The organism is Allobacillus sp. SKP2-8 (assembly GCF_007559355.1).
Lineage (GTDB): Bacteria > Bacillota > Bacilli > Bacillales > Alkalibacillaceae > Allobacillus > Allobacillus halotolerans.
In genome coordinates this window covers 20793-41912 of the sequence record NZ_VMHF01000008.1, presented here as the reverse complement: position 1 = coordinate 41912, position 21120 = coordinate 20793, and the positions used below count along the sequence as shown (strand labels likewise).

The 21120-nt window shown below is 39.8% G+C and carries 18 protein-coding genes, 1 pseudogene and 1 riboswitch; of the genes and pseudogenes, 14 read left to right on the top strand and 5 right to left on the bottom strand.

Annotated features, from left to right (window positions below; translation table 11 throughout):
* Positions 1-157: 157 nt before the first annotated feature.
* Positions 158-616, top strand: a pseudogene (locus FPQ10_RS08055) (extracellular solute-binding protein); the annotation flags it as partial.
* Positions 617-931: 315 nt separating this feature from the next.
* Here FPQ10_RS08055 and FPQ10_RS08050 read toward each other — a convergent pair.
* Positions 932-1849: a vanadium-dependent haloperoxidase gene (locus FPQ10_RS08050; protein WP_144162808.1), complete on the bottom strand. Its 918-nt coding sequence runs from the start codon at positions 1847-1849 to the stop codon at positions 932-934.
* A gap of 358 nt (positions 1850-2207) precedes the next feature.
* Positions 2208-2401: riboswitch (cobalamin riboswitch) on the top strand.
* Positions 2402-2532: 131 nt separating this feature from the next.
* On the opposite strand from FPQ10_RS08050, the gene FPQ10_RS08045 reads away from it, so the two are divergent.
* From FPQ10_RS08045 to FPQ10_RS08020, 6 genes are all read left to right on the top strand, one after another.
* Positions 2533-4767 (top strand): ribonucleoside-diphosphate reductase subunit alpha, encoded by a 2235-nt coding sequence (locus FPQ10_RS08045; RefSeq protein ID WP_144162806.1) that lies wholly within the window; start codon positions 2533-2535, stop codon positions 4765-4767.
* Positions 4764-5198, top strand: a complete 435-nt coding sequence (locus FPQ10_RS08040; protein ID WP_144162804.1) for a flavodoxin — start codon at positions 4764-4766, stop codon at positions 5196-5198. Before FPQ10_RS08045 ends, FPQ10_RS08040 begins: the two co-directional genes overlap by 4 nt.
* Positions 5179-6222: a ribonucleotide-diphosphate reductase subunit beta gene (locus FPQ10_RS08035; protein WP_144162802.1), complete on the top strand. Its 1044-nt coding sequence runs from the start codon at positions 5179-5181 to the stop codon at positions 6220-6222. Before FPQ10_RS08040 ends, FPQ10_RS08035 begins: the two co-directional genes overlap by 20 nt.
* A 152-nt stretch (positions 6223-6374) precedes the next feature.
* A complete protein-coding gene (locus FPQ10_RS08030; RefSeq protein WP_336511039.1) occupies positions 6375-6830 on the top strand; it encodes a MarR family winged helix-turn-helix transcriptional regulator in 456 nt (151 codons plus the stop codon).
* Between the two features lie 91 nt (positions 6831-6921).
* A complete protein-coding gene (fadH, locus tag FPQ10_RS08025) occupies positions 6922-7686 on the top strand; it encodes a 2,4-dienoyl-CoA reductase (protein WP_144088390.1) in 765 nt (254 codons plus the stop codon).
* A 37-nt stretch (positions 7687-7723) separates the two neighbouring features.
* Positions 7724-9268, top strand: a complete 1545-nt coding sequence (locus FPQ10_RS08020; RefSeq protein ID WP_144162800.1) for a class I adenylate-forming enzyme family protein — start codon at positions 7724-7726, stop codon at positions 9266-9268.
* 72 nt (positions 9269-9340) lie between these two features.
* On the opposite strand, the gene FPQ10_RS13080 is transcribed toward FPQ10_RS08020, so the two are convergent.
* On the bottom strand, positions 9341-9496 hold the full coding sequence (locus FPQ10_RS13080; RefSeq protein WP_186278611.1) for a hypothetical protein: 156 nt from the start codon (positions 9494-9496) through the stop codon (positions 9341-9343).
* 192 nt (positions 9497-9688) lie between these two features.
* Between FPQ10_RS13080 and FPQ10_RS08015 the strand changes: the two genes are divergently transcribed.
* Complete coding sequence (locus tag FPQ10_RS08015; RefSeq protein ID WP_144162798.1) at positions 9689-10285, top strand: cytosine permease; 597 nt, start codon at positions 9689-9691, stop codon at positions 10283-10285.
* A 195-nt stretch (positions 10286-10480) separates the two neighbouring features.
* On the top strand, positions 10481-11995 hold the full coding sequence (locus tag FPQ10_RS08010) for a BCCT family transporter (protein ID WP_144162796.1): 1515 nt from the start codon (positions 10481-10483) through the stop codon (positions 11993-11995).
* A gap of 3 nt (positions 11996-11998) precedes the next feature.
* On the opposite strand, the gene FPQ10_RS08005 is transcribed toward FPQ10_RS08010, so the two are convergent.
* Positions 11999-12880, bottom strand: coding sequence for a LysR family transcriptional regulator (locus FPQ10_RS08005; RefSeq protein WP_144162794.1), 882 nt, complete (start codon positions 12878-12880; stop codon positions 11999-12001).
* A gap of 137 nt (positions 12881-13017) precedes the next feature.
* On the opposite strand from FPQ10_RS08005, the gene hutG reads away from it, so the two are divergent.
* From hutG to FPQ10_RS07985, 4 genes are all read left to right on the top strand, one after another.
* Positions 13018-13962: a formimidoylglutamase gene (gene hutG / locus FPQ10_RS08000; RefSeq protein ID WP_255439803.1), complete on the top strand. Its 945-nt coding sequence runs from the start codon at positions 13018-13020 to the stop codon at positions 13960-13962.
* A gap of 36 nt (positions 13963-13998) precedes the next feature.
* Entirely contained in the window at positions 13999-15654 is a 1656-nt protein-coding gene (hutU, locus tag FPQ10_RS07995) for a urocanate hydratase (RefSeq protein WP_186278610.1), read from the top strand.
* Between the two features lie 27 nt (positions 15655-15681).
* Complete coding sequence (gene hutI / locus FPQ10_RS07990; protein ID WP_144162790.1) at positions 15682-16944, top strand: imidazolonepropionase; 1263 nt, start codon at positions 15682-15684, stop codon at positions 16942-16944.
* A gap of 70 nt (positions 16945-17014) precedes the next feature.
* Positions 17015-18355 carry a YjiH family protein gene (locus FPQ10_RS07985; RefSeq protein WP_144162788.1) on the top strand — a complete coding sequence of 447 codons (1341 nt, stop codon included), beginning with the start codon at positions 17015-17017 and terminating at the stop codon, positions 18353-18355.
* 84 nt (positions 18356-18439) lie between these two features.
* Here FPQ10_RS07985 and FPQ10_RS07980 read toward each other — a convergent pair whose 3' ends face one another.
* Both FPQ10_RS07980 and FPQ10_RS07975 read right to left on the bottom strand, forming a co-directional pair.
* The gene (locus FPQ10_RS07980; protein ID WP_144162786.1) at positions 18440-19621 is read right to left on the bottom strand and encodes a spr1629 family repressor/antitoxin; all 1182 of its coding nucleotides are present in this window, start codon (positions 19619-19621) and stop codon (positions 18440-18442) included.
* Positions 19622-19650: 29 nt separating this feature from the next.
* Positions 19651-20403, bottom strand: a complete 753-nt coding sequence (locus FPQ10_RS07975; RefSeq protein ID WP_144162784.1) for a spr1630 family ClpXP-sensitive toxin — start codon at positions 20401-20403, stop codon at positions 19651-19653.
* Between the two features lie 227 nt (positions 20404-20630).
* On the opposite strand from FPQ10_RS07975, the gene FPQ10_RS07970 reads away from it, so the two are divergent.
* Positions 20631-21113, top strand: a complete 483-nt coding sequence (locus tag FPQ10_RS07970; RefSeq protein WP_144162782.1) for a nucleoside deaminase — start codon at positions 20631-20633, stop codon at positions 21111-21113.
* Positions 21114-21120: the final 7 nt, after the last annotated feature.

Genomic DNA, 21120 nt, shown 5'->3' with positions numbered 1-21120 from the left:
TCATAAGGTAATCCTCCCTGAATAATAGTGTGCAAGATTTCTTCGATGTCTTTACACTTTTCTTTTAAAACGAATATGTAAGCTTGTTCAATTATTTTGCTCTGCTTAGATAAAGTGTTTTTAATCGAAAAATTCAGAATGTATATCAAGGTGAGGTTCCCAGTCTCTTGTTGCTTCATTTATCGAGTTGGACAGCCGTGAAGATGCTAAGAAATGGGCTGAAGGCATTGTCAATAACATGGCTCGTGAACCACAAGGTGGCGACCGAGACCAAGCTAAAGGTGTAGCAGCAGGTGAAGGCGATATTGCTGTTATGAACACTTACTATCTTGGTGGAATGTTAAATTCAGAGGATCAAGAAGAAGTGAAAGTAGCTGAACAATTAGGCGTATTCTTCCCGAACCAAGATACGACTGGAACGCACGTGAACGTTAGTGGTATCGGTGTGACGAAACATGCTAAAAACAAAGAAAATGCTGTTAAACTAGTTGAATTCCTTTCCTCTAAAGAGGTGCAGGAGCAATTTGCTAGCGCAAACTATGAGTATCCAGTGAATCCTGAAGTAGAACCAGCAGACACATTAAAAGAGTGGGGCGACTTCAAAGAACAGGATATTCACGCACTTGATCATTCATCGCTCCATACGGAGGCCGGAATACAGTCTTGCTTGGGATCCCGCGACTTCCAATCCAATGTATCAATTGTCCAGAGGGTTAATTGTAAATATTGTTAAAGAAAATGTCAGGGACGGATCAATTGTTCTTATGCATGACATTCATGCAACTACCGTCGAGGCGGTTGAAATAATCTTAAACTCTTTAGAAGATGAGTACGAATTTGTGACGGTTTCGGAAATAGAATCCAATTAAATTGGGTTAAACAAATAGGACAGTAGGATTGCGTATAAACCAATCTTACTGTCCTTCCTTTATTAATAAAATAACTTCGGTCGATGCGCATGGTTATTCGGTAACGATTCTTTCTTTTTTCTTTTTTTATTGGCTTGGTTGGTAACTAATGAATCACATGCATGATCAAAGTCAAAAGGGATTACTTGTTCATAGGGCGGAGGCGTAAGTTGAATGTTTTCGGAATTTCGATATGGAATATCAATGTTTCTTCTTTCTGTATCTCGATCTCTTTGTAATTGTCTTGTGACAAGTTCACCAACTTGCCTTCCAAGCCGTAAGCCTTGCTCATTGTCTACTGGAAAGTGAACGCCAGCATATAATCGGGATTGAGCGGCTTCCTCTGCTAGCTCATGTAGCCGCCTTCTCTCCGCTGGGAAAAAATAGGACAGAATGACTTCAGCAGCGCCAGCAACTGCTGCGTGGCCAGATGGATAAGAAGGATGTCTAGGTGTGCAAAGGAAAGTAGCTAATTGATCATCTAATTGATTTGGACGGGCAACGAGCCATTTAAATTTATAGAACCATGTAACAACAAATGCATCATTTAATCCTGCATGCAGAGCAGCTAAGATTCTTGCGCCCCTAGGGGCCTCTACACCATAAGCATCGATGAGCTGATCTGCTATTGGCGTCCACTGCTTTGTGGCCACACCTGTTCCCCAGTATGCCGCAATGGCCTTTTGTTCTCTTGTTAAGTTTCGTTGCGTTCTTTGAACAATCGGTAGCTCTCGATACCAATCAATCGTACTTGGATAACGAACTTGAAAAGGGATTGTTTCGCCAGTAAAGGTAGATACCCATTTATTATCTTCATATTGAATGTAATATGTCGTCCAGCTTCCCGCAAAAGGAGTTTCTGGGTTTTCAACAGGTCTTGATTCTCCTGCGTAGGGTAATTCATCCCAACGAGGATAATTCGTCTTTCTGGATTTGCTCAATGTTAAGCACCTCTCTCTTGAAGCTTATATATATCATATGTCGGTACGTCATTGTGGTATAGGCTTACGAAGGTGGTAAGCGGTAATAGTTTAATACAAAAGAACCCCCGTACAATGATTAGACGTATCGATCATTGCACGGGTGTCGAACATTATAGTTGTGCTAAAATGGGAGAATTAACAGTACGGCAGTATGGTATAAACTATTTAATGCTAAATTGCTTCCCTTTTTCGGAGAAATATAAAAGATTTCAGTACACTTGTTGAGTATTTTCTTTATTTAATCTTGTAAATCATTTTTCAGTATGATAGTCTTAACACAATATATTGATTTATTTTCAGTTAATTTAAACTATATATAGTAATTTGGAGTTACGGTGACATATTTGTCTTAAAAGGGAATCCAGTGAAATGCTGGAGCTGCCCCCGCAACTGTAAGTGTGTCCGGTTAGACGTCCACTGTATTGCTCGTTTCACGACGGCAATATGGGAAGGGCTCTAATAGATGTTAAGCGCACAAGTCAGGAGACCTGCCATAACTCTGAAGTTTCATTTCTCCGGGGTGAGGGATTATGAAACGATAGAAAAGTATGCATACGTGGATATTTCTGTCGTTTTATAGTCGTTCAACTCGTTGAGAGGAACGGCTATTTTTTGTTGGAATTAAAGAGGAGGGACGATGGATGATTACCGAACTAACAGTAAATGAGGAATCCATACGACAAATGATTGATGAAGTGGCGGAGGGACTACCGGTTGAAACAGGTCCATATAAAGAGAAGTCATTAAAAAGTATTCAACCAAACATGGATCATGAAGAAATAACAGATCTATTGATTAAGAATGCACTTGAAAATATTGATGAAGCAACTCCGGATTGGAAGTATGTTGCAGCAAGACTTTATTTACGTGAGCTTTATAGAAAGGCAGGAGAAAACCGGAGCGTCGATCCACATATCGGCTACGGGTCTTTTTATCATCTCATCGAAACATTAACGGAAAAAGGGATTTACTCGACGTCGATATTAGCGAAATATACAAAAGATGAAATTAATCATTTTCAAACGGTTATTGATCCTAAAAAGGACATGTTATTTGATTATTTGGCGTTATATACATTGGCTACACGCTATACGGCGACAGATCATAATAAAAATGTATATGAATTGCCTCAAGAACGTTGGATGATGATCGCGATGTATTTAATGCAAGATGAGCATCCAGCGAAGCGAAAAGAGCTTGTTTCTGAGACGTATTGGGCATTAAGTAATTTATACATGACGGTTGCCACACCAACGTTGAATAATGCCGGAAAAACACATGGCCAACTATCCAGTTGTTTCATCGATACGGTGGAGGACAGTTTGCAGGGGATCTACGACAGTAACACGGATATAGCTAACCTATCGAAAAACGGTGGAGGTATTGGTGTTTACATGGGAAAAGTAAGAGCCCGCGGAAGTTCGATTAAAGGATTCAGTGGAATGTCCAGTGGGATCGTGCCATGGGTGAAGCAGTTGAATAATACAGCGGTCAGTGTCGACCAGTTGGGCACGAGAAAAGGAGCTATTGCTGTTTATTTAGATATTTGGCATCAAGACATTGAGTTGTTCCTTGATTTGAAGCTAAACAATGGTGATGAGCGCATGAGAGCGCATGATATATTTCCAGGTGTGACACTTCCGGATTTATTTATGGAAACGGTGGAAGAGCGCGGTGACTGGTATTTATTTGACCCACATGAAGTGAAACAAGTCATGGGCTATTCATTAGAAGACTTTTATGATGAAGAAAAGGGAAGCGGCTCCTTCCGAGAAAAATACAATGAGTGTGTTCAAAATGACCAATTGAGTAAGAAAAAAGTGAAAGCAATTGATTTGATGAAACGGATCATGCGCTCTCAATTGGAGTCGGGGACACCATTTATGTTTTACCGAGATGAAGTGAACCGACAAAATGTCAATTCACATACTGGAATGATTTATTGCTCTAACCTTTGTACGGAGATTACGCAAAACCAATCCCCGACCGAATTAGTGGAAGAATACATTGAAGAAGAAAATACGATTGTTAAAAAATATAAAGCAGGCGACTTCGTTGTCTGTAATCTTAGCTCAATTAACCTCGGTCGCGCGGTACCTGACAATGTCATTGAGCGGTTGATCACGATTCAAGTCCGTATGCTCGATAACGTCATTGATTTAAACAATCTGCCTGTGAAGCAAGCGGTTGTGACGAATCATAAATATCGTGCGATCGGCCTAGGAACATTTGGTTGGCATCACTTACTTGCACAGAAAAATATCGAATGGGAAACGGATCAAGCTGTGCAATACGCCGATGAACTATATGAAAAGATTGCTTACTACACGATTAAAACAAGTGCAGCTTTGGCGAAAGAAAAAGGAAGCTATCCATATTTTGAAGGAAGCAAATGGAGTACAGGGGAATATTTTGACCAGAAGGATTATTCAAACGAGCAGTGGACGGAATTAAAAGAAGAAGTTCAAAAGCATGGGATTCGAAATAGTTATCTGATGGCCGTTGCGCCAAATTCTTCTACATCAATGATTGCGGGCTCAACGGCAAGTATTGATCCGGTTTTTAAACCTTTTTACAGTGAAGAGAAAAAAGACTTTCGCATTCCTGTGACAGCGCCTGATCTCGACCATCATACGTATCACATTTATCGTCGTTCGGCTTATATTCTAGACCAGCGTTGGTCTGTTAAACAAAATGCAGCTCGTCAAAGACATGTCGATCAAAGTATATCTTTTAACTTTTATGTACCTCATACAATCCGAGCTTCAATCCTGCTCAATCTACATCTGCAAGCATGGAAGGAAGGGTTGAAAACGACTTACTATGTTCGTTCGACAGCAAATGACGTCGAAGAGTGTGAGTGGTGTGAAAGTTGAGGGTGATCATTCCTTATTTATCATACAGCGGGAACACGAAAGAAGTAGCGGAGTTAATTGAGGAACGATTAAAGAAGCGGGATGTTTTTGTAGACATGCACCCAATCGGAATTAGTCCTCCGTTTGACCCGATGGATTACGATTTAATTTTTCTCGGTACATTCACGTGGGATTACGGAGGTGTACCTGAAGAAGTGAAAGATTTTATTTTGGAAATTGGATATAAGCCTGATCATATTGCTGTTTTCGGTACAGGAGATACTCAATTCGGTGGAGAGGAATTGTTCTGTAACGCCGTAAACAAGCTTACAAAGTTTTATCACAGTAAATGGCCGGGATTAAAAATCGAACAATCGCCTAGAGGAAGTCAGGAAGAAAAAGTACACAACTGGGTTGAAGGAGTGTTACAACATGGAAAAATCTTTGCTTGAAAGAGCGAAAACGCTTGAACCGCTAAACCCGAATAAATCAACAGGGTTGTTTGGTGGACAATCAAGTGGGATTTTAAACTGGAATGATATCGCTTATCCTCATTGGTATAAAATGTACAAGCGACTATTGGGGAACTACTGGCAAGCGGATGAAGTGAATATGTCTGGTGACGTCAAACAATTTTCAGACTTAACGGAAGCTGAACAAGAGGCCTACTTAAAAATCATTGGCTTGTTATCCACACTTGACGCACCGCAAACGAGAACGGCATTACTCATCTCTTTATATGCAACAGACGCTTCCGTCCAATCAATTATGGCAGTAATTGCTCAACAAGAAGCTGTTCATAATGAAAGTTATTCGTACGTGCTTTCTTCCGTTGTTTCATTGGACGAACAAAACGAATCGTTTCAACACGGAAGAAAAGACCCTGTGTTGCTGAAGCGGAATGAGCAGATCATGCATCAATACAATCAATTTGTTGAAGAGCCGACTATTGAAAACATCTTGAAAACATTAGTTTATACGTCATTATTGGAAGGCATGTTTTTCTATTCCGGTTTTGCCTTCTTCTATAACTTGGCACGGAAAAACAAAATGGTCGGTACATCCACGATGATCAGCTATATTAACCGCGACGAGCTTGAACATGGTCGTTTTATTGCCGAACTGTTCCGGGCAACTTTAGCTGAAAATCCTGAACAGAATACGAGTGAACTGACAGAGTGGGTATACACGCATTTTCAACAATCCGTCGAGCTCGAGATTGAATGGTCACATTATGTTCTTCAAGATGTGGAAGGAATTGATCTCGACGAAATGGCAGGCTACATCAAATACCGTGCCAATAAAATGCTACGGATGATGGGACTTCATGAAATTTATCCTGAACATGTCGAAAACCCGATGAAGTGGATCCGTGCCTATGTCGATAATTTTGATGGTACGAAAACAGACTTCTTCGAACAAAAATCCAGACAGTATACGAAAACAAGTGACTTGAATGGGTTTGATGATTTGTAATTGAATGCAATATCTAAAATAAATCGATTGGAGCGCCGAACGTAACCAGATGTTCGGTGCTTTTTTATTCAAAAAAAAATAACTTGTATACAAAATACTTGTATACATGATATACTGTAAAAAATAAAACATTCAGAAAATTAAAAAGGTTGGTGGTGGTAATAGAGAAATTCGATTGCTTACATTTTATTCTCGGAAAGGCACTGCAACAAGTAAAGCAGCTCAGTAAAGAAAAGTTGTCCTCATACGGAATAACATCCGTCCAGTTTGGAGTACTTTATTTCCTTTGGAAAAAGGATGGTCAACTTGGTTCGGAATTAGGAGAGCGCCTACAAATGGACAGCGCAACTGTAACTGGAATTATTGATCGATTGGAACAAGGTGGTTTTATTGAGCGTAGACTCGATTCTAGTGATCGTCGCAATCGTTTTGTGTTTTTAACAGAAAAAGGTCGTCTTCTAGAAGAACCACTAAGTCACAAAATGGATGAATTAGATTCGGAGTTACTGTCACAGTATGATGAAGAAAAAGTTCAAGAATTTAAGCAAATGTTATTTGATATTGGTCTAGGTCTAAAAAAAGGAACAAAAGCAGGTATGTTTTATTGAAATAGTCGTTATAGAAGTGAATTGTACATTTGATAGCAGAAAAATGAATGCGGTTTCATATTGAAAAGTATATCAAGGTGGAGGAGATTCAGTGAAAAACAAAGTAGTCATTGTAACGGGTGGTAGTAGCGGCATGGGAAAAGGCATGGCGAAAAAATTTGCGCAAGAAGGTGCAAAAGTCGTCATCACCGGGCGTTCGATGGAGCGATTACAGGCCGCTCAAGAAGAGATTGAACAAGTTGAAGGACAAGTTCTTTGTGTGGAGATGGATGTTCGCGATCCAGATAAGGTGCAATATACCATCGAAGAGACGAAAAAAAGATTCGGTGAAATAGACTTTCTAGTGAATAACGCAGCAGGAAATTTTATGTGCGCGGCAGAAGATTTATCGATCAACGGTTGGAACTCAGTCGTGGACATCGTATTAAATGGAACCTGGTATTGCAGTCAAGCTGTCGGAAAAGAGTGGATCAAAACCGGAAAGAAAGGCCGAATTTTAAACATAGTCACTACTTATTCATGGACAGGAGGTGCAGGTGTCATACATTCCGCCAGTGCTAAAGCAGGTGTCTTGGCAATGACACGAACGCTAGCTGTTGAATGGGGTTCGAAGTATGGAATATGTGTAAATGCTATAGCTCCTGGACCGATTGAAGATACGGGTGGATCTGCTAAGCTTTTACAATCAGAAGAGGCTCGAAAACAAGTACTTAAAGGAGTACCTCTTGGCAGACCAGGTAGACCCGAAGAGATTGCAGGTCTAGCGAAGTTTTTATTTTCAGCTGAGGCAGACTACATCAATGGAGATTGTATAACGATGGATGGCGGGGCTTGGCTCAATCGCAGTCCTTTTTAAAATATAAATACTTAAACAAAGGAAGGAATGTTTATAAATGGAACCTATGTTATTTAGTGATCCTATTATATTGAATGCTAAGCGTTATGGAGATAAAGAGGCAATCTCCTTTAAGGATAAAAGATTTACGTATGCACAGTTTAATCAGCGAATTAATCAATTAGCACACGCTTTACAAAGTGAAGGAATTCAGAAAGGTGATAAAGTTGCTTTTCAACTGATGAATTGTAATCAACTTTATGAAGTTGTTTTTGCTTGTGGAAAAATTGGTGCCGCTTATGTGCCAATTAATTCTCGTTTTGTATCACAAGAGATTAAACATGTACTGGATGATTCAGAATCCGTTGCTCTAATATTCGACAGTCGGTTTTCTGGTGAAGTTAATGCAATTCAAGACCAAGCAGAACATACCCATCACTATATAAGTGTCGGTGAATCTGAGGTGTCTACATTTGAATATGAACAATGGATCTCTCAGTTTCCTACTGATGAACCTATACCATCAGAGCCATTAAACGAATTGGACATATTTTGCATTATGTATACAGGTGGAACCACAGGGCGTCCAAAAGGTGCTGTACGTACGCATCGAAGCTTATATCTGGTTGCACTACTTTTCAGTATCGAGTTTTCAATTGGTCGAGGTGGAAAAGGTTTGGTAGCAGGACCTGCATACGGGGCTGCTGCATTATCTATATCACTACCTAACTTTTTCGTTGGTAACCCAGTTCATATTTTAGAAAAGTTTCACCCGGTGGAAGTATTAGAAGCTATCGAACAAGAAAAACCAACGACTACATTCTTGGCTCCTCCAATGTTTGATGCCATCTTTGCATTACCAGAAGATGTTCGAGGTAATTACGATGTTTCCTCAATGAAGAGTCTAATTTCTGTTGGAGCTCCGCTACACACAAGTACGAAAGAAAAGGTCTTATCGTTCTTTGCGTCATCAGAGTTAAATGAATTTTATGGAGCTACCGAACTCGGTGGTGCTGCAAACTTGTTTCCAGAAGACCAAAGAAAGAAAAACCGTTCTGTCGGGCTTCCGATGCTTGGAATGGATGTAAAACTGCTTGACGATGATGGCGAAGAGGTCAAGCAAGGAGAAGCAGGAGCTTTTTATGTAAAAGGTATAACTTTATGTGATGAATATTATAAACGACCTGAAGCCACAGAAGAAGCTTTTAGAGGTGAGTGGCTCGGACTAGGTGACATGGGTATCCAAGATGAAGAAGGCTATTATTATATCGTTGATCGAAAGCAAGATATGATTCTATCAGGTGCGATTAACGTTTATCCAGCCGAAATTGAAGAAGTGTTGCATGAACATCCAAATATTGCGGATGTTGCAGTAATCGGTGTTCCTCATGAAAAATGGGGAGAGGTAGCGAAAGCCATTGTAGTTCCACGTGAAGAAGAAAAAGCAGATGCTGAAGATATTCTGGAATTTTGTAAGGGAAAGCTTGCGAAATTCAAAATACCTCATTCAGTGGAATTTACAGATGAATTACCTCGTAGTCTTCAAGGTAAGTTATTAAAATATCAAATACGAGAAAAATTCATGGAAGAAAAATCCAAATGATGAATAAGAAAACCTTGCACGCATAAAAAGCGGCAAGGTTTTATTTTTCATCAAGAAGTTTTTTAACCCAAATCAATCTCGTTCTGAATCACGCATTTTTTTGCGATATTTCTTTTTCGCCTGTTCAATCGATTGGTTCATTAACGTTTCTTTGTCTAAGACAGGTTGGTTTTTATTTAAATGTTCCTTAACTCTTTTCTTCAGTTCTTTGAAAGCATGCTCATCCACTGAATCACCTTCTTTTATAAATAAAAGTTAATAAATCGTATGCTCCCAATAAACATTATAAACTTCTTCTTGTAGTTATTTCATCAATGTTCAATACAGCGCACATTTATCGACAGTCAGGATTGCTGTATCAACAGTTAGGGAGCGCCTATCGACAGTGAGAAGCGTCTTATCAACAGTTAGGGAGCGCTTATCGACAGTGGTGTTGTTGCCACGGTTGGAGCGGCAATTACGACAGGCGAATTTAATCCGGACAACTCGGACCCAAGTTCTCTTGTAAGTAATCTCGGTCTCGGCTGGGTTGCGTTAGTCATGATTATCGTAGCTTGTGTCACAACGAACGTCGTAAACTTGATGGCCGCGGGAATTTCAATTACAAATGTAACGAAAAAAATCAAACCATTGCATTCCGTTTGGGCAGTGACGATCCTTGCAGGTTTCCCCATGTTGATTCCTTTGTACATGGCGAGCTTCCTCGATACATTGATGATGTTTCTTGATTATATCGGGATGGCGCTAGCTGCGTTGCTGGGTATTTTGCTGACAGATTATTTCTTCGTACGTAAGCGAAAATATGAAGTGAATCAATTGGAACTTAAAGACGGTAAATATTGGTACTTTAAAGGCGTAAACCTAAGAGCTATTTTTGTTTGGCTCGTTGGTGTTATTTTCTATTTGGTCATTAATCCATTACCACTATTTACGGAAACAGTCGGGGCCGTATATCCTACCATTATCGTAACGGCTGTATTATATTTAATTGTATCAAAAATAAATCCGAAGCAGTAAATTGTCATACCTCAAAAAGTTATTTTAACTTTTTGGGGTTTTTTTATGAATAATCTAAGCCGCTTTACTAGTAAGCGCCTTTTCATCGTCAAACATATATATCAATTACATATTATCCTCCTCCATGTCCAAAATAACGGTAGATGCTTCAATTGCTGAAAATCAATTCGATCGATAGAGGAGATTATAATTCATATGAAAAAAGATCCGGTTGTCTTTTATGCCGCACTAGCAATCATGTCAATTATCGTGTTTTTTGGAATCGTCACACCTAACTTGGTGGAAACCATTACGAATCAAACACAAGGATTCATTATCAATACGTTTGGTTGGTACTATTTGGTTTCTGTTTCATTAATCGTTTTAGCGTGTATTTATTTATTCATAAGCCCGGTCGGTAAAATTAAGCTTGGGAAACCTGACGAAAAGCCTGAATTTAGCCGTCCGACATGGATTGCGATGCTATTTAGTGCTGGAATTGGTATCGGGTTAATTTTTTACGGTGCTTATGAACCATTGAGTCACTATGCGATTAACTCACCTACGGGGGAATTGGGGACAGATCAAGGGATTAAAGATGCGATGCGGTACACGTATTTTCATTATGGCATTCACCCATGGTCAATTTATGGAATCGTTGCATTAGCAATTGCCTATTTTGGATTCAGAAAAGGTGAAATTAGCTTAATTAGTAAGACGCTGCGTCCGATTATTGGCAAACATGCTGATGGGACGACTGGCAAGGTCATTGACATTGTTGCGGTCATTTCAACAATCATGGGTGTAGCAACTTCTTTGGGTTTCGGTGCCATCCAAATTAACGGTGGCTTATCGTTTTTATTCGATATTCCGAAAAATTTAAGGTCACAGACAATTATTATCATTATCGTGACGATTCTCTTTATGATTTCTGCTTTAACAGGGATTGGTAAAGGGATTAAGTATCTCAGTAATATTAATATGAGCTTATCATTGCTACTATTTCTCGCTCTGTTTTTTCTCGGCTCGACGTTGTTCACGCTAAATCTATTGGTGACTTCTGTAGGTGGATATTTTCAAAATATCATTCAAATGAGTTTGCGGATTGCACCATTGAATGAGGATATCCGTGGTTGGATTAATGATTGGACGATATTTTATTGGGCATGGTGGATTGCATGGTCACCTTTTGTTGGATTGTTCATTGCTCGTGTTTCCAGAGGGAGATCGATTCGTGAATTCGTTACATTCGTCTTGTTAGCACCGACCATTCTTAGCTTTATCTGGTTTACGACGTTCGGTAGCGCTGCAATTACGACAGAAAGAGCAGGAATCAGCATTTCTTCCTTGTTACCGGAAGAATCGCTGTTTGGTGTATTGGAAACGTATCCGATTGGAATGGTGTTATCGATTTTAACGATACTCATTATTGTCATTTTCTTTGTGACCTCCGCTGACTCGGGAACGTTCGTGTTAGGGATGATGACATCCAATGGCATTCAAAATCCTACCCGTAGAATCAAAGCGATTTGGGGTATATTCCTTTCTCTTACGGCATTGGCATTGATCTATTCTGGCGGGTTGCTGGCGCTTCAAAACGCAATGATTGTTGCGGCCTTACCATTCTCGGTCGTTATCATATTAATGGCAATCAGTTTAATTACTTCTTTGCGTAGAGAAGCAAAAGAGTTAGGCATCCGTCATCAAAGATCTTTTAAGCGAAAAGAATAAGAGTTATTTAAAGTACGTCTCAATCATTTCAATAAATCGTTTCACAATCGGTGGCATGTACCGATTGTTTACATAAGCTAAGTATACTGTCCTTGAAATATTGTCTTCCGCAAGCGATTTGACGACTAAATTTGTATGTTTTGAGTAGGTGACATAGTTTTCAGGAACGACAGTGATGCCCAATCCTTTCTCAACTAAGCTACAGCTTGTTTCGAATCGTTCAATTTCAAACTGAATATTTGGTTGGACGCCCGCTCGATTGAACGCATTCAAAATGTCTTGTCGTGTTTGAAAACCCTCTTTGCAAACAATGAAGCTTTCATTTTCTAAGTCATGTAATTGAACTTTGCGCTTATTAGCCAACCGGTGTCCTGATGGGATCAGTGTTACGAGCTTTTCCTCATAGATCGGCAATGTTTCAATATCATTTTGAAAAATGTTCTGGTTTGTTATGGCGAGATGTATATCAAAGTTGTATAAAGCTTCCTCGACATCCGACAAACTTAATGTTTCCATCAAACTAACTTTTGCCTCTTCATATTCCTGTTTGAACTGCTTGAGAATTTCAGGCACGAAAAAGATCGTCGATTCGATTAAACCGATGGAAATTCCCAATGGTCCTTGTTGCTTCAATCGTTTCATTTCATCGGTTACATGCTGAAAATGTTGAAGAAATCGACGTGCTTCCTCGTACAATATTCTTCCTTCATGGGTCAGATTCAAACTCCGCGAACCTCGATTGATCAACGTTAATCCAACACTCTCTTCAAGTTTTTTGATTGTCGCACTTAGTGATGGTTGAGAGATATGTAGCTGTTCGGCAGCTTTTGTATAGGTACCAGCTTCAATAAGTGCAACGTAATAGCGTAATTGTCTCGTATCCATTTCTACTTTTTCACCACCTATAGTTAAAAGTAATAGAAATATAGAAAATATGTATTAGTAATTATACTATAAATAAATTACACTAATTACAATAGTTAATATATTCTGAAATTAATCCGAAAGGAGAATTACGCAGCATGCGAGCAATGGAGAATCTCTGGACGGGGAGAATTGACAGTCATGAGAACCCAGACAGTTTCAGATTACACCAAGTCGTTGAACGGATGAGCGTCGATCAATTGAAAGATAGCGACCCATACTTTGCTTTCATCGGTTTTGAGAGTGATGAAGGTGTGCGAAGAAATAAAGGTCGACAAGGGGCTTCGAAAGCGCCGGATGCAATTCGTAAACATCTTGCTAAAATCCCGAATCACTTGAATACACTGCTTGTAGATGTAGGGAATGTTGTATGTCAGGGACGTGCGTTGGAAGAAGCGCAATCCTCTTTAGGAAATCAAGTGGCCAAGTTACTCGGAAGTCATGGGACACCAATTATTTTAGGTGGAGGTCATGAAACGTTATACGGTCATTATTTAGGGGCAAGAAAATATCTTGGAACGGACAAATCAGTAGGGATCATTAATATCGATGCCCATTTTGATTTACGTAACGACCCAGAACCTTCATCTGGCACAATGTTTCGGCAAATATTGGAGCAAGATCCAAAAGCGGGTTATTTGTGCTTAGGCATTCAACGATTCGGTAACACACCGGCATTGTTTCATATAGCAGATCAATTAGATTGCGAATATGTGCTAGAAGAAGAGCTGGAGCATAACAATTTTGAAGATACGTTTAATGTAATTGATACATTTTCAGATCGATTTGACCATATCATTTTAACGCTATGTACCGATTCGATTATTGCTTCATCCGCACCGGGTGTCAGTGCTCCTTCGCCGACAGGTATGGATCCGAAAACGGTGAAAAAATTATTGCATCATATTTCCAGAAGGAAAAATTTATTGAGCTTTGATATTTCTGAGGTTAATCCAACGCTTGACCATGATGAGCAAACGGTTCGTCTGGCGTCTTATTTAGTGGCAGAAGTGATGGCAGGAATGGATTCTTGGAAAAAATGAAAACGCTTTAAATAACGTAACGGGAGGATTGAGTCCATGAATAAAACGGCAGTTGAGCAATTTCAAGGGACAGAGCTACATACGAAAGGATGGCTTCAGGAAGCGGCATTGCGCATGTTGAACAATAACTTGAATCCAGAAGTTGCCGAAAACCCGGATGAGCTTGTTGTTTATGGAGGAATCGGTAAGGCGGCAAGAAATTGGGATAGTTACCACGCGATTGTGAAAGAGCTGAAGCAGCTTGAGAATGATGAAACACTGCTCATTCAATCAGGCAAGCCTGTCGTCGTTTTCAAAACTCATGAAAATGCACCGAGAGTCTTGCTGGCAAACTCCAATTTGGTTCCCGCTTGGGCGAACTGGGAGCATTTTAATGAGTTAGATCAAAAAGGATTAATGATGTATGGGCAAATGACGGCAGGAAGCTGGATCTATATCGGCAGTCAAGGAATCGTTCAAGGGACGTATGAGACGTTTGCTGAATGTGCGCGTCAGCACTTCAATGGTAGTTTACAAGGAACAATCACGCTTACTGCTGGATTAGGTGGTATGGGAGGAGCCCAACCGCTCGCGGTGACGTTGAACCAAGGGGTATGTATTGCAGTCGAAGTTGATCAGCACCGGATCGACCGCCGAATCGAAACAAAATATCTTGATACACAAGCCGAAGATTTATCCGATGCGCTTGAACTGGCAAAAAATGCTCGTGAGCGTGGTGAGGCGTTATCCATTGGCTTACTAGGCAATGCAGCGGAAATTTTACCTGAAATGATTGAGCGAGGGTTTGTTCCAGATGTTCTGACAGACCAAACGTCTGCCCATGACCCGAAAAACGGTTATGTTCCAACAGACTTGACATTAGACAAAGCCAATCAATTAAGAAATGAAAATCCTGAAAGGTACACTGAACTTTCTAGAAAAAGCATCGCAAAACACGTAGAAGCGATGCTCGATATGCAGAAGAAAGGTGCGATTACCTTTGACTATGGAAACAACATCCGTCAGGTAGCTAAAGATGAAGGTGTTGAAAACGCCTTTGATTTCCCAGGCTTCGTTCCCGCCTATATCCGACCACAGTTTTGTGAAGGAAAAGGGCCGTTCCGCTGGGTGGCTTTATCGGGAGATCCGGAAGATATTTATAAAACAGATGAAGTCATTTTAAAGGAGTTTAGTCACAACGAATCACTTTGCAATTGGATTCGTATGGCGCGTGAAAAGATTAGCTTCCAAGGGCTTCCTTCACGCATTTGTTGGTTAGGTTATGGCGAACGTGCCCGTTTCGGAAAAATCATTAATGACATGGTGGCGAGCGGCGAATTGAAAGCTCCGATTGTAATTGGTAGAGACCATTTAGATTCCGGTTCAGTCGCATCGCCAAATCGTGAAACAGAGAGTATGAAAGATGGTAGTGACGCGGTCGCTGATTGGCCAATTTTAAACGCACTGATTAATAGTGTCGGCGGTGCGACCTGGGTAAGTGTACACCATGGAGGCGGCGTCGGAATGGGCTACTCGTTACACGCCGGGATGGTCATTGTCGCAGATGGAACGAAAGAAGCGGAACAACGACTGGAACGCGTATTGACGACAGACCCAGGGATGGGTGTTGCGCGTCATGTCGATGCAGGCTACGAATTAGCGGAGAAGACGGCACGTGAAAAAGGTGTTCATATCCCATTACTAGATCAATAAGTCATTTCATAGAGAAGGAGAATTCACATGTCAGAACTACTACTTATCAAAAATGCATCACAGCTAGTGACGACGAAGGGTTATTCCGAACAACCTGCCAAGCGAGAAAAAATGAGCGATTTAACCGTGATTGAAAATGGCAGTGTCTTGATGAAGGAAGGAACGATTCAAGCTGTAGGCTTATTAGCAGATATCGAAAAAGAGCACGCGGAGCTGGTGGCTCAAGCGGAGGTAATCGATGCGACTGGAAAACTAGTAACACCAGGGTTAATCGATCCTCATACTCATCTCGTTCATGCAGGTACGCGAGAGAATGAATATGCTATGCGCCTCAAAGGCAAAACCTATATGGAAATTATGAATGCTGGTGGCGGGATTCATGCCACGACTAGAGCGACGAGGGAAGCAAGCTTCGATCAACTTTATGAAGAGTCGAAGAAGCGGCTCGATACATTCTTTGAGTATGGAGTCACAACCGTAGAAGCCAAAAGTGGCTACGGACTTTCCATTGAGCATGAGATGAAACAACTGGAAGTAGCGAAAAAGCTTGCTGAAGACCATGAGATGGATATCGTTTCTACCTTCATGGGTGCGCATGCCATTCCGATGGATGAAAAGGAAAACCCAGAACCATTCGTCAACCGTGTCATTGAAGAGATGATTCCTGAAGTGGCCAAGAAAGGGTTAGCTACATTCAATGATGTGTTTTGTGAAAGAGGTGTATTTACACCTGAGCAATCACGGCGTATTTTACAAGCTGGAAAAGAACATGGTCTCATTCCGAAAATTCATGCCGATGAAATCGAACCATACGGTGGAGCAGAATTAGCCGCTGAAGTCGGAGCCATTTCAGCTGACCATCTATTGAAAGCTTCTGATGAAGGAATCCGACAAATGGCAGAAAAAAATGTCATCGGTGTGCTATTGCCAGGAACAGCATTTTTCTTGATGGCTGAGTATGCCGATGCAAGGAAGATGATCGACCAAGGCGTTGCTGTAGCCCTATCGACAGATGCCAATCCAGGTTCATCCCCGACATTGTCTTTGCAATTCATTATGAACCTAGGCTGTTTGAAAATGGGCATGACTCCAGAAGAAGTGTTGGTCGCAACAACGATTAACGCTGCACACGCCATTGGTAAAGCAGAACAAATCGGTAGTTTGGAGGTGGGAAAACAAGCGGACGTAGCTATTTTCGGTGTGTCGAACTATCTCAAACTATCGTACAACTATGGCATGAACCATATTGACCAAGTAATTAAAAAAGGAAAAGTAGTCGTAGAAAACTAGATGTTATGTTGTGCAGCTCTGTTAAATCTTAAAGATTTTTAACAGAGCTTTATTTTACCTATGGGAGGTTATGCAAATGGAAGCAGAAAAGCAAGTGCATCAACCACAGGAGGAGCACCACACGAATTGGCATAATATACTTAAGTTTATCGGTTACAGTTTTATAGGAGCGTTTATGTTTTTCATTCCCATTACGATCAATGGTTCATCGAGTATTATGCTTGATCATATGGTGACATTTATTAGAGAGAATTTCACAGCTGCCGTACCGTACTATATTCTAGCGGTTATCGTTTTCGGAGCGATTTACCCCTTTGCGAATAAAACGTGGAACAAAAATAAAGTCGTTATTGGCTTATCGATGTTTAAGATAGCTGGAGCCATATTCGCCTTCATGCTCGTGTTCGATTTCGGACCAGCTTGGCTCTTCAATCCAGGTTTAGGTCCATTTCTTTTTAATAACTTAGTTACTTCAGTTGGCGTCTTAGTCCCAATCGGTGCAGTCTTTTTGGCTTTGTTAGTCGGTTATGGATTTTTAGAGTTCATCGGTGTCTTGGTTCAGCCGATCATGCGACCTGTTTGGAAAACACCGGGTCGATCAGCAATTGATGCAGTGGCTTCATTCGTAGGAAGTTATTCAATCGGGATGTTGATCACCAACCGCGTGTATAAAGAAGGGAAGTACACACTGAAAGAAGCGTGGATTATCGCAACTGGATTCTCAACAGTCTCAGCAACGTTCATGGTAGTCGTAGCCAGTACGCTAGACATCATGCACATATGGAATACTTATTTTTGGGTCACGTTGTTTGTCACCTTTCTTGTAACCGCTATCACAGTTAGGATTTGGCCATTAAACAAAGTCAGTGAAGACTATTACCAAGGGCAAGAGGGAACTCCAGAAGTTCAACCTAAGGGAAATCGACTCAAAGCAGCTTGGGATGAAGGAATGTCTGTCGCAAATGATTCTTTACCATTAATGAAAAACGTCTGGATCAATTTCAAAGATGGCGTCATTATGGCAGCATCCATATTGCCAACCATTCTGTCTGTCGGACTTTTAGGATTGATTCTATCTACTTACACACCTGTATTTGATATAATCGGTTATATTTTCTATCCATTCACGTTATTGGTTCAACTTCCAGAGCCTCTATTGGCAGCCAAAGCGGCAGCTGTAGAAATCGCCGAAATGTTCTTGCCGGCATTAATGGTTGTGGATGCCTCCTTAGTAACGAAATTTGTCATGGGGATTCTATCCGTTTCAGCAATCATTTTCTTCTCTGCTACGATTCCGACAATCTTGGCAACGGATATTGAAGTCAGTATTCCTAAATTTATTGTCATTTGGATTGAACGAACAATCCTTACGATTTTGATCGCAACGCCAATCGCTTTTTTACTGCTTTGACGAAAGATTCAATTGAATTTAATAACAAGAAAAAAGGTAGACCCATTGTAATAGGGTTCTACCTTTTTTTAGTTACAGAAGATTTTATGAATTTTCAACATGTAACAGTTCAAAGTCATAATCCTTTTTCAGATAATTATTAAAAAAATCTACTTCAATACCGGTTATTCGGTTAAAAAATTGAACTTCTACCATCCAGTCTTTCTCCATCATCTCACGTAGATCAATTAATTCCTTTTTAGTCACTAAATCAATAATTGATTTAATTTTGTGCGGTCTTTGAATCGATAAAGATTCGTCGAGTGGTTCTCTTTTTAGATAATCTTTTCGATGTAAGGCAGCATAAAAATTACGATGATTTTTGGAGTCCAGTATACCTAAATTAGCCGCTCTATAACCTAAAACTTGAAGTGATGTTTTCCATTTCTTTTTTAAATCTAAATAAGCATCAGGATTAGTAACGCGAGAAATTGTTTCCATATCATATAAGAAAGGTTTTTTCGGTAATAAAAAAGCACCCGCAAAAAGATTTGCTTCATTTTCTATATTTTTATGTTCTTTTGTATCAAGGTTGGTGAATTCAACTTTATAATGAAGAAGCAAATGACCAAGCTCATGTGCAATATCGAAGTTTCTTCGAACAGAAGACCTTTTAATATTACCTAAAATAATGAAAGGTCGGTCACTATTAGTCCATAAACTATAAGCATCAATTTCTTCTCCAATTGCTTTTTCAAATATAAAGATACCGCTTTTTTCAACTAAAAACATCAGGTCATCATTTGTATCATCTCGAAATCCTAGTTTATTTCGTGCAATTTCAGCTACTGTGCTTATTTGTACTTCCCGAGCATCGGATGTAGTATTTAGATAGTTAATAACTTCGTCTCTTAGTTGAATGATTCTTTGAGTAGGAAGAGATAATTTTGCCGTAAGATAATTAACAAAGCTATCCAGATATTCAATGTGTTTGGCTTCTGCTTGTGTCTTTGAAATTACATTTTTTATTTTAGACCGGTATGCAATGTTCATAACTGGAATATTATTTGGTTCACAGTATCGATTTAATACGTCATTTTTATAAAAGAATTTGCTTTTTACGTTAAACGTTGACTTCAAATCATTAACTATTTGCATTTTAGGAGACGTATAATTATTTTCGTATTGCCAGATGGCTTGCTCTGTTACATTCAACTTTTCAGAGAGCTGTTTTCGTGAATATCCATGCATGATGCGAAGGTTAGCTAAATTTTCACCAATAAACATAAAGCTCCCCCCCTTACTAAAATAAAAGATTAATTACTTTCTTCTTCGTTCTCATCCTCTATGATTCCTATATCATATGCTGCAGGGTCAATTATATCACTGTCTTGATCTGGTGCAATTACTTCACGTTCCTCATCTGTTAATTCTGCACCTGAGATATATTTTGATAGGTCCTCAATTCTGTATGCAATGTTATTCGTCGGGTTAGGTATATAATGAATGATTTCAGAGATTTGATATGCGTCGTCAATGTTGTACGTTAGGATGTGGAATTCATTATAGTCTTTTTGGATTTTTTCTAAATCATCTCTTATTTGTTTCTCGGGTATAAATAAAGATAGTTGCTCAGTTATTTCATCTCCACTTTGGGGTTGGTAATCAGACGTAAATTCAATATGTTGGTTTATTTTTGATAGTTCGTGTAGGTAGGTTCTACGAGGGCCCTTACTTTTCTGTTGATTGGGTAATAAAGCTTGTGAGAAGTTATCTTCGTTAAAATAAGCTGCATTTTTAATGAGAAAAAGTTTTTTTGTATCTTCATGAATAAATTGCAAATAATCCCATGTTAATCCTGCCTTTGCGAACTTGTATTTTAGACTAAGAAGAGGGCTGATTTGTGCAATTTTACTTTCTATGAAGTTTCCTTTTGTCCAAGCAAAAGCAGAACTAATTGCCATAATTTCGTGACGGTCTTTACGATGTTCAATATACTCCCGATACCCTTCAACAATACCATTTACAATCATTTGACTATCTTGCGGATTAAATTTAAATTGATTCAAATCTAACACTCCCCCTGAAATTATTCTTGGTATCATTTTACATGAAATAAATTAAAAATAAAATGATTTTTGTTTTATTTTTTAAAGTTTTAATGATAATTGTTTATTTTTATAAATTATATAGAACTTAGTAATTATCCTATTGCTTGATAAGCGTATAATGTGTTCGCCATCTAAAAGTATGCTAACTTAAATGTTGGTAATAAAAATATTGAGGGGGCTTTCCGATGATTACTGAAGTGGATATAAAGCACTTACGCCGTTGTGTTGAATTAGCTAAAGAGGCGCTCGATAAAGGAGATGAGCCATTCGGTTCTGTTCTTGTTTCTGCGGATGGGAAGGTACTCCATGAAGACCACAACCATGTGGCTGGCGGAGATCATACCCAGCACCCGGAGTTTGCTTTGGCGCGCTGGGCGGCGAATAATATGAGTCCTGAGGAAAGAAGCAAGGCGACGGTTTATACGTCTGGTGAGCATTGCCCGATGTGTGCGGCGGCTCATGGTTGGGTCGGTCTAGGACGAATTGTATATGCGAGCTCGTCTGAGCAATTGGTGGAGTGGATGAATGAAATGGGAGTTGGGCCTTCACCGGTTCGGAACCTTCCAATTCAAGAAGTGATTCGCGATGCGGAGGTAGATGGTCCGGTCCCCGAGTTGGCAGAGGAAGTGCGTGAGCTTCACGTTCAGCTTCATCAGAAGAATCTTTAATTGGCTG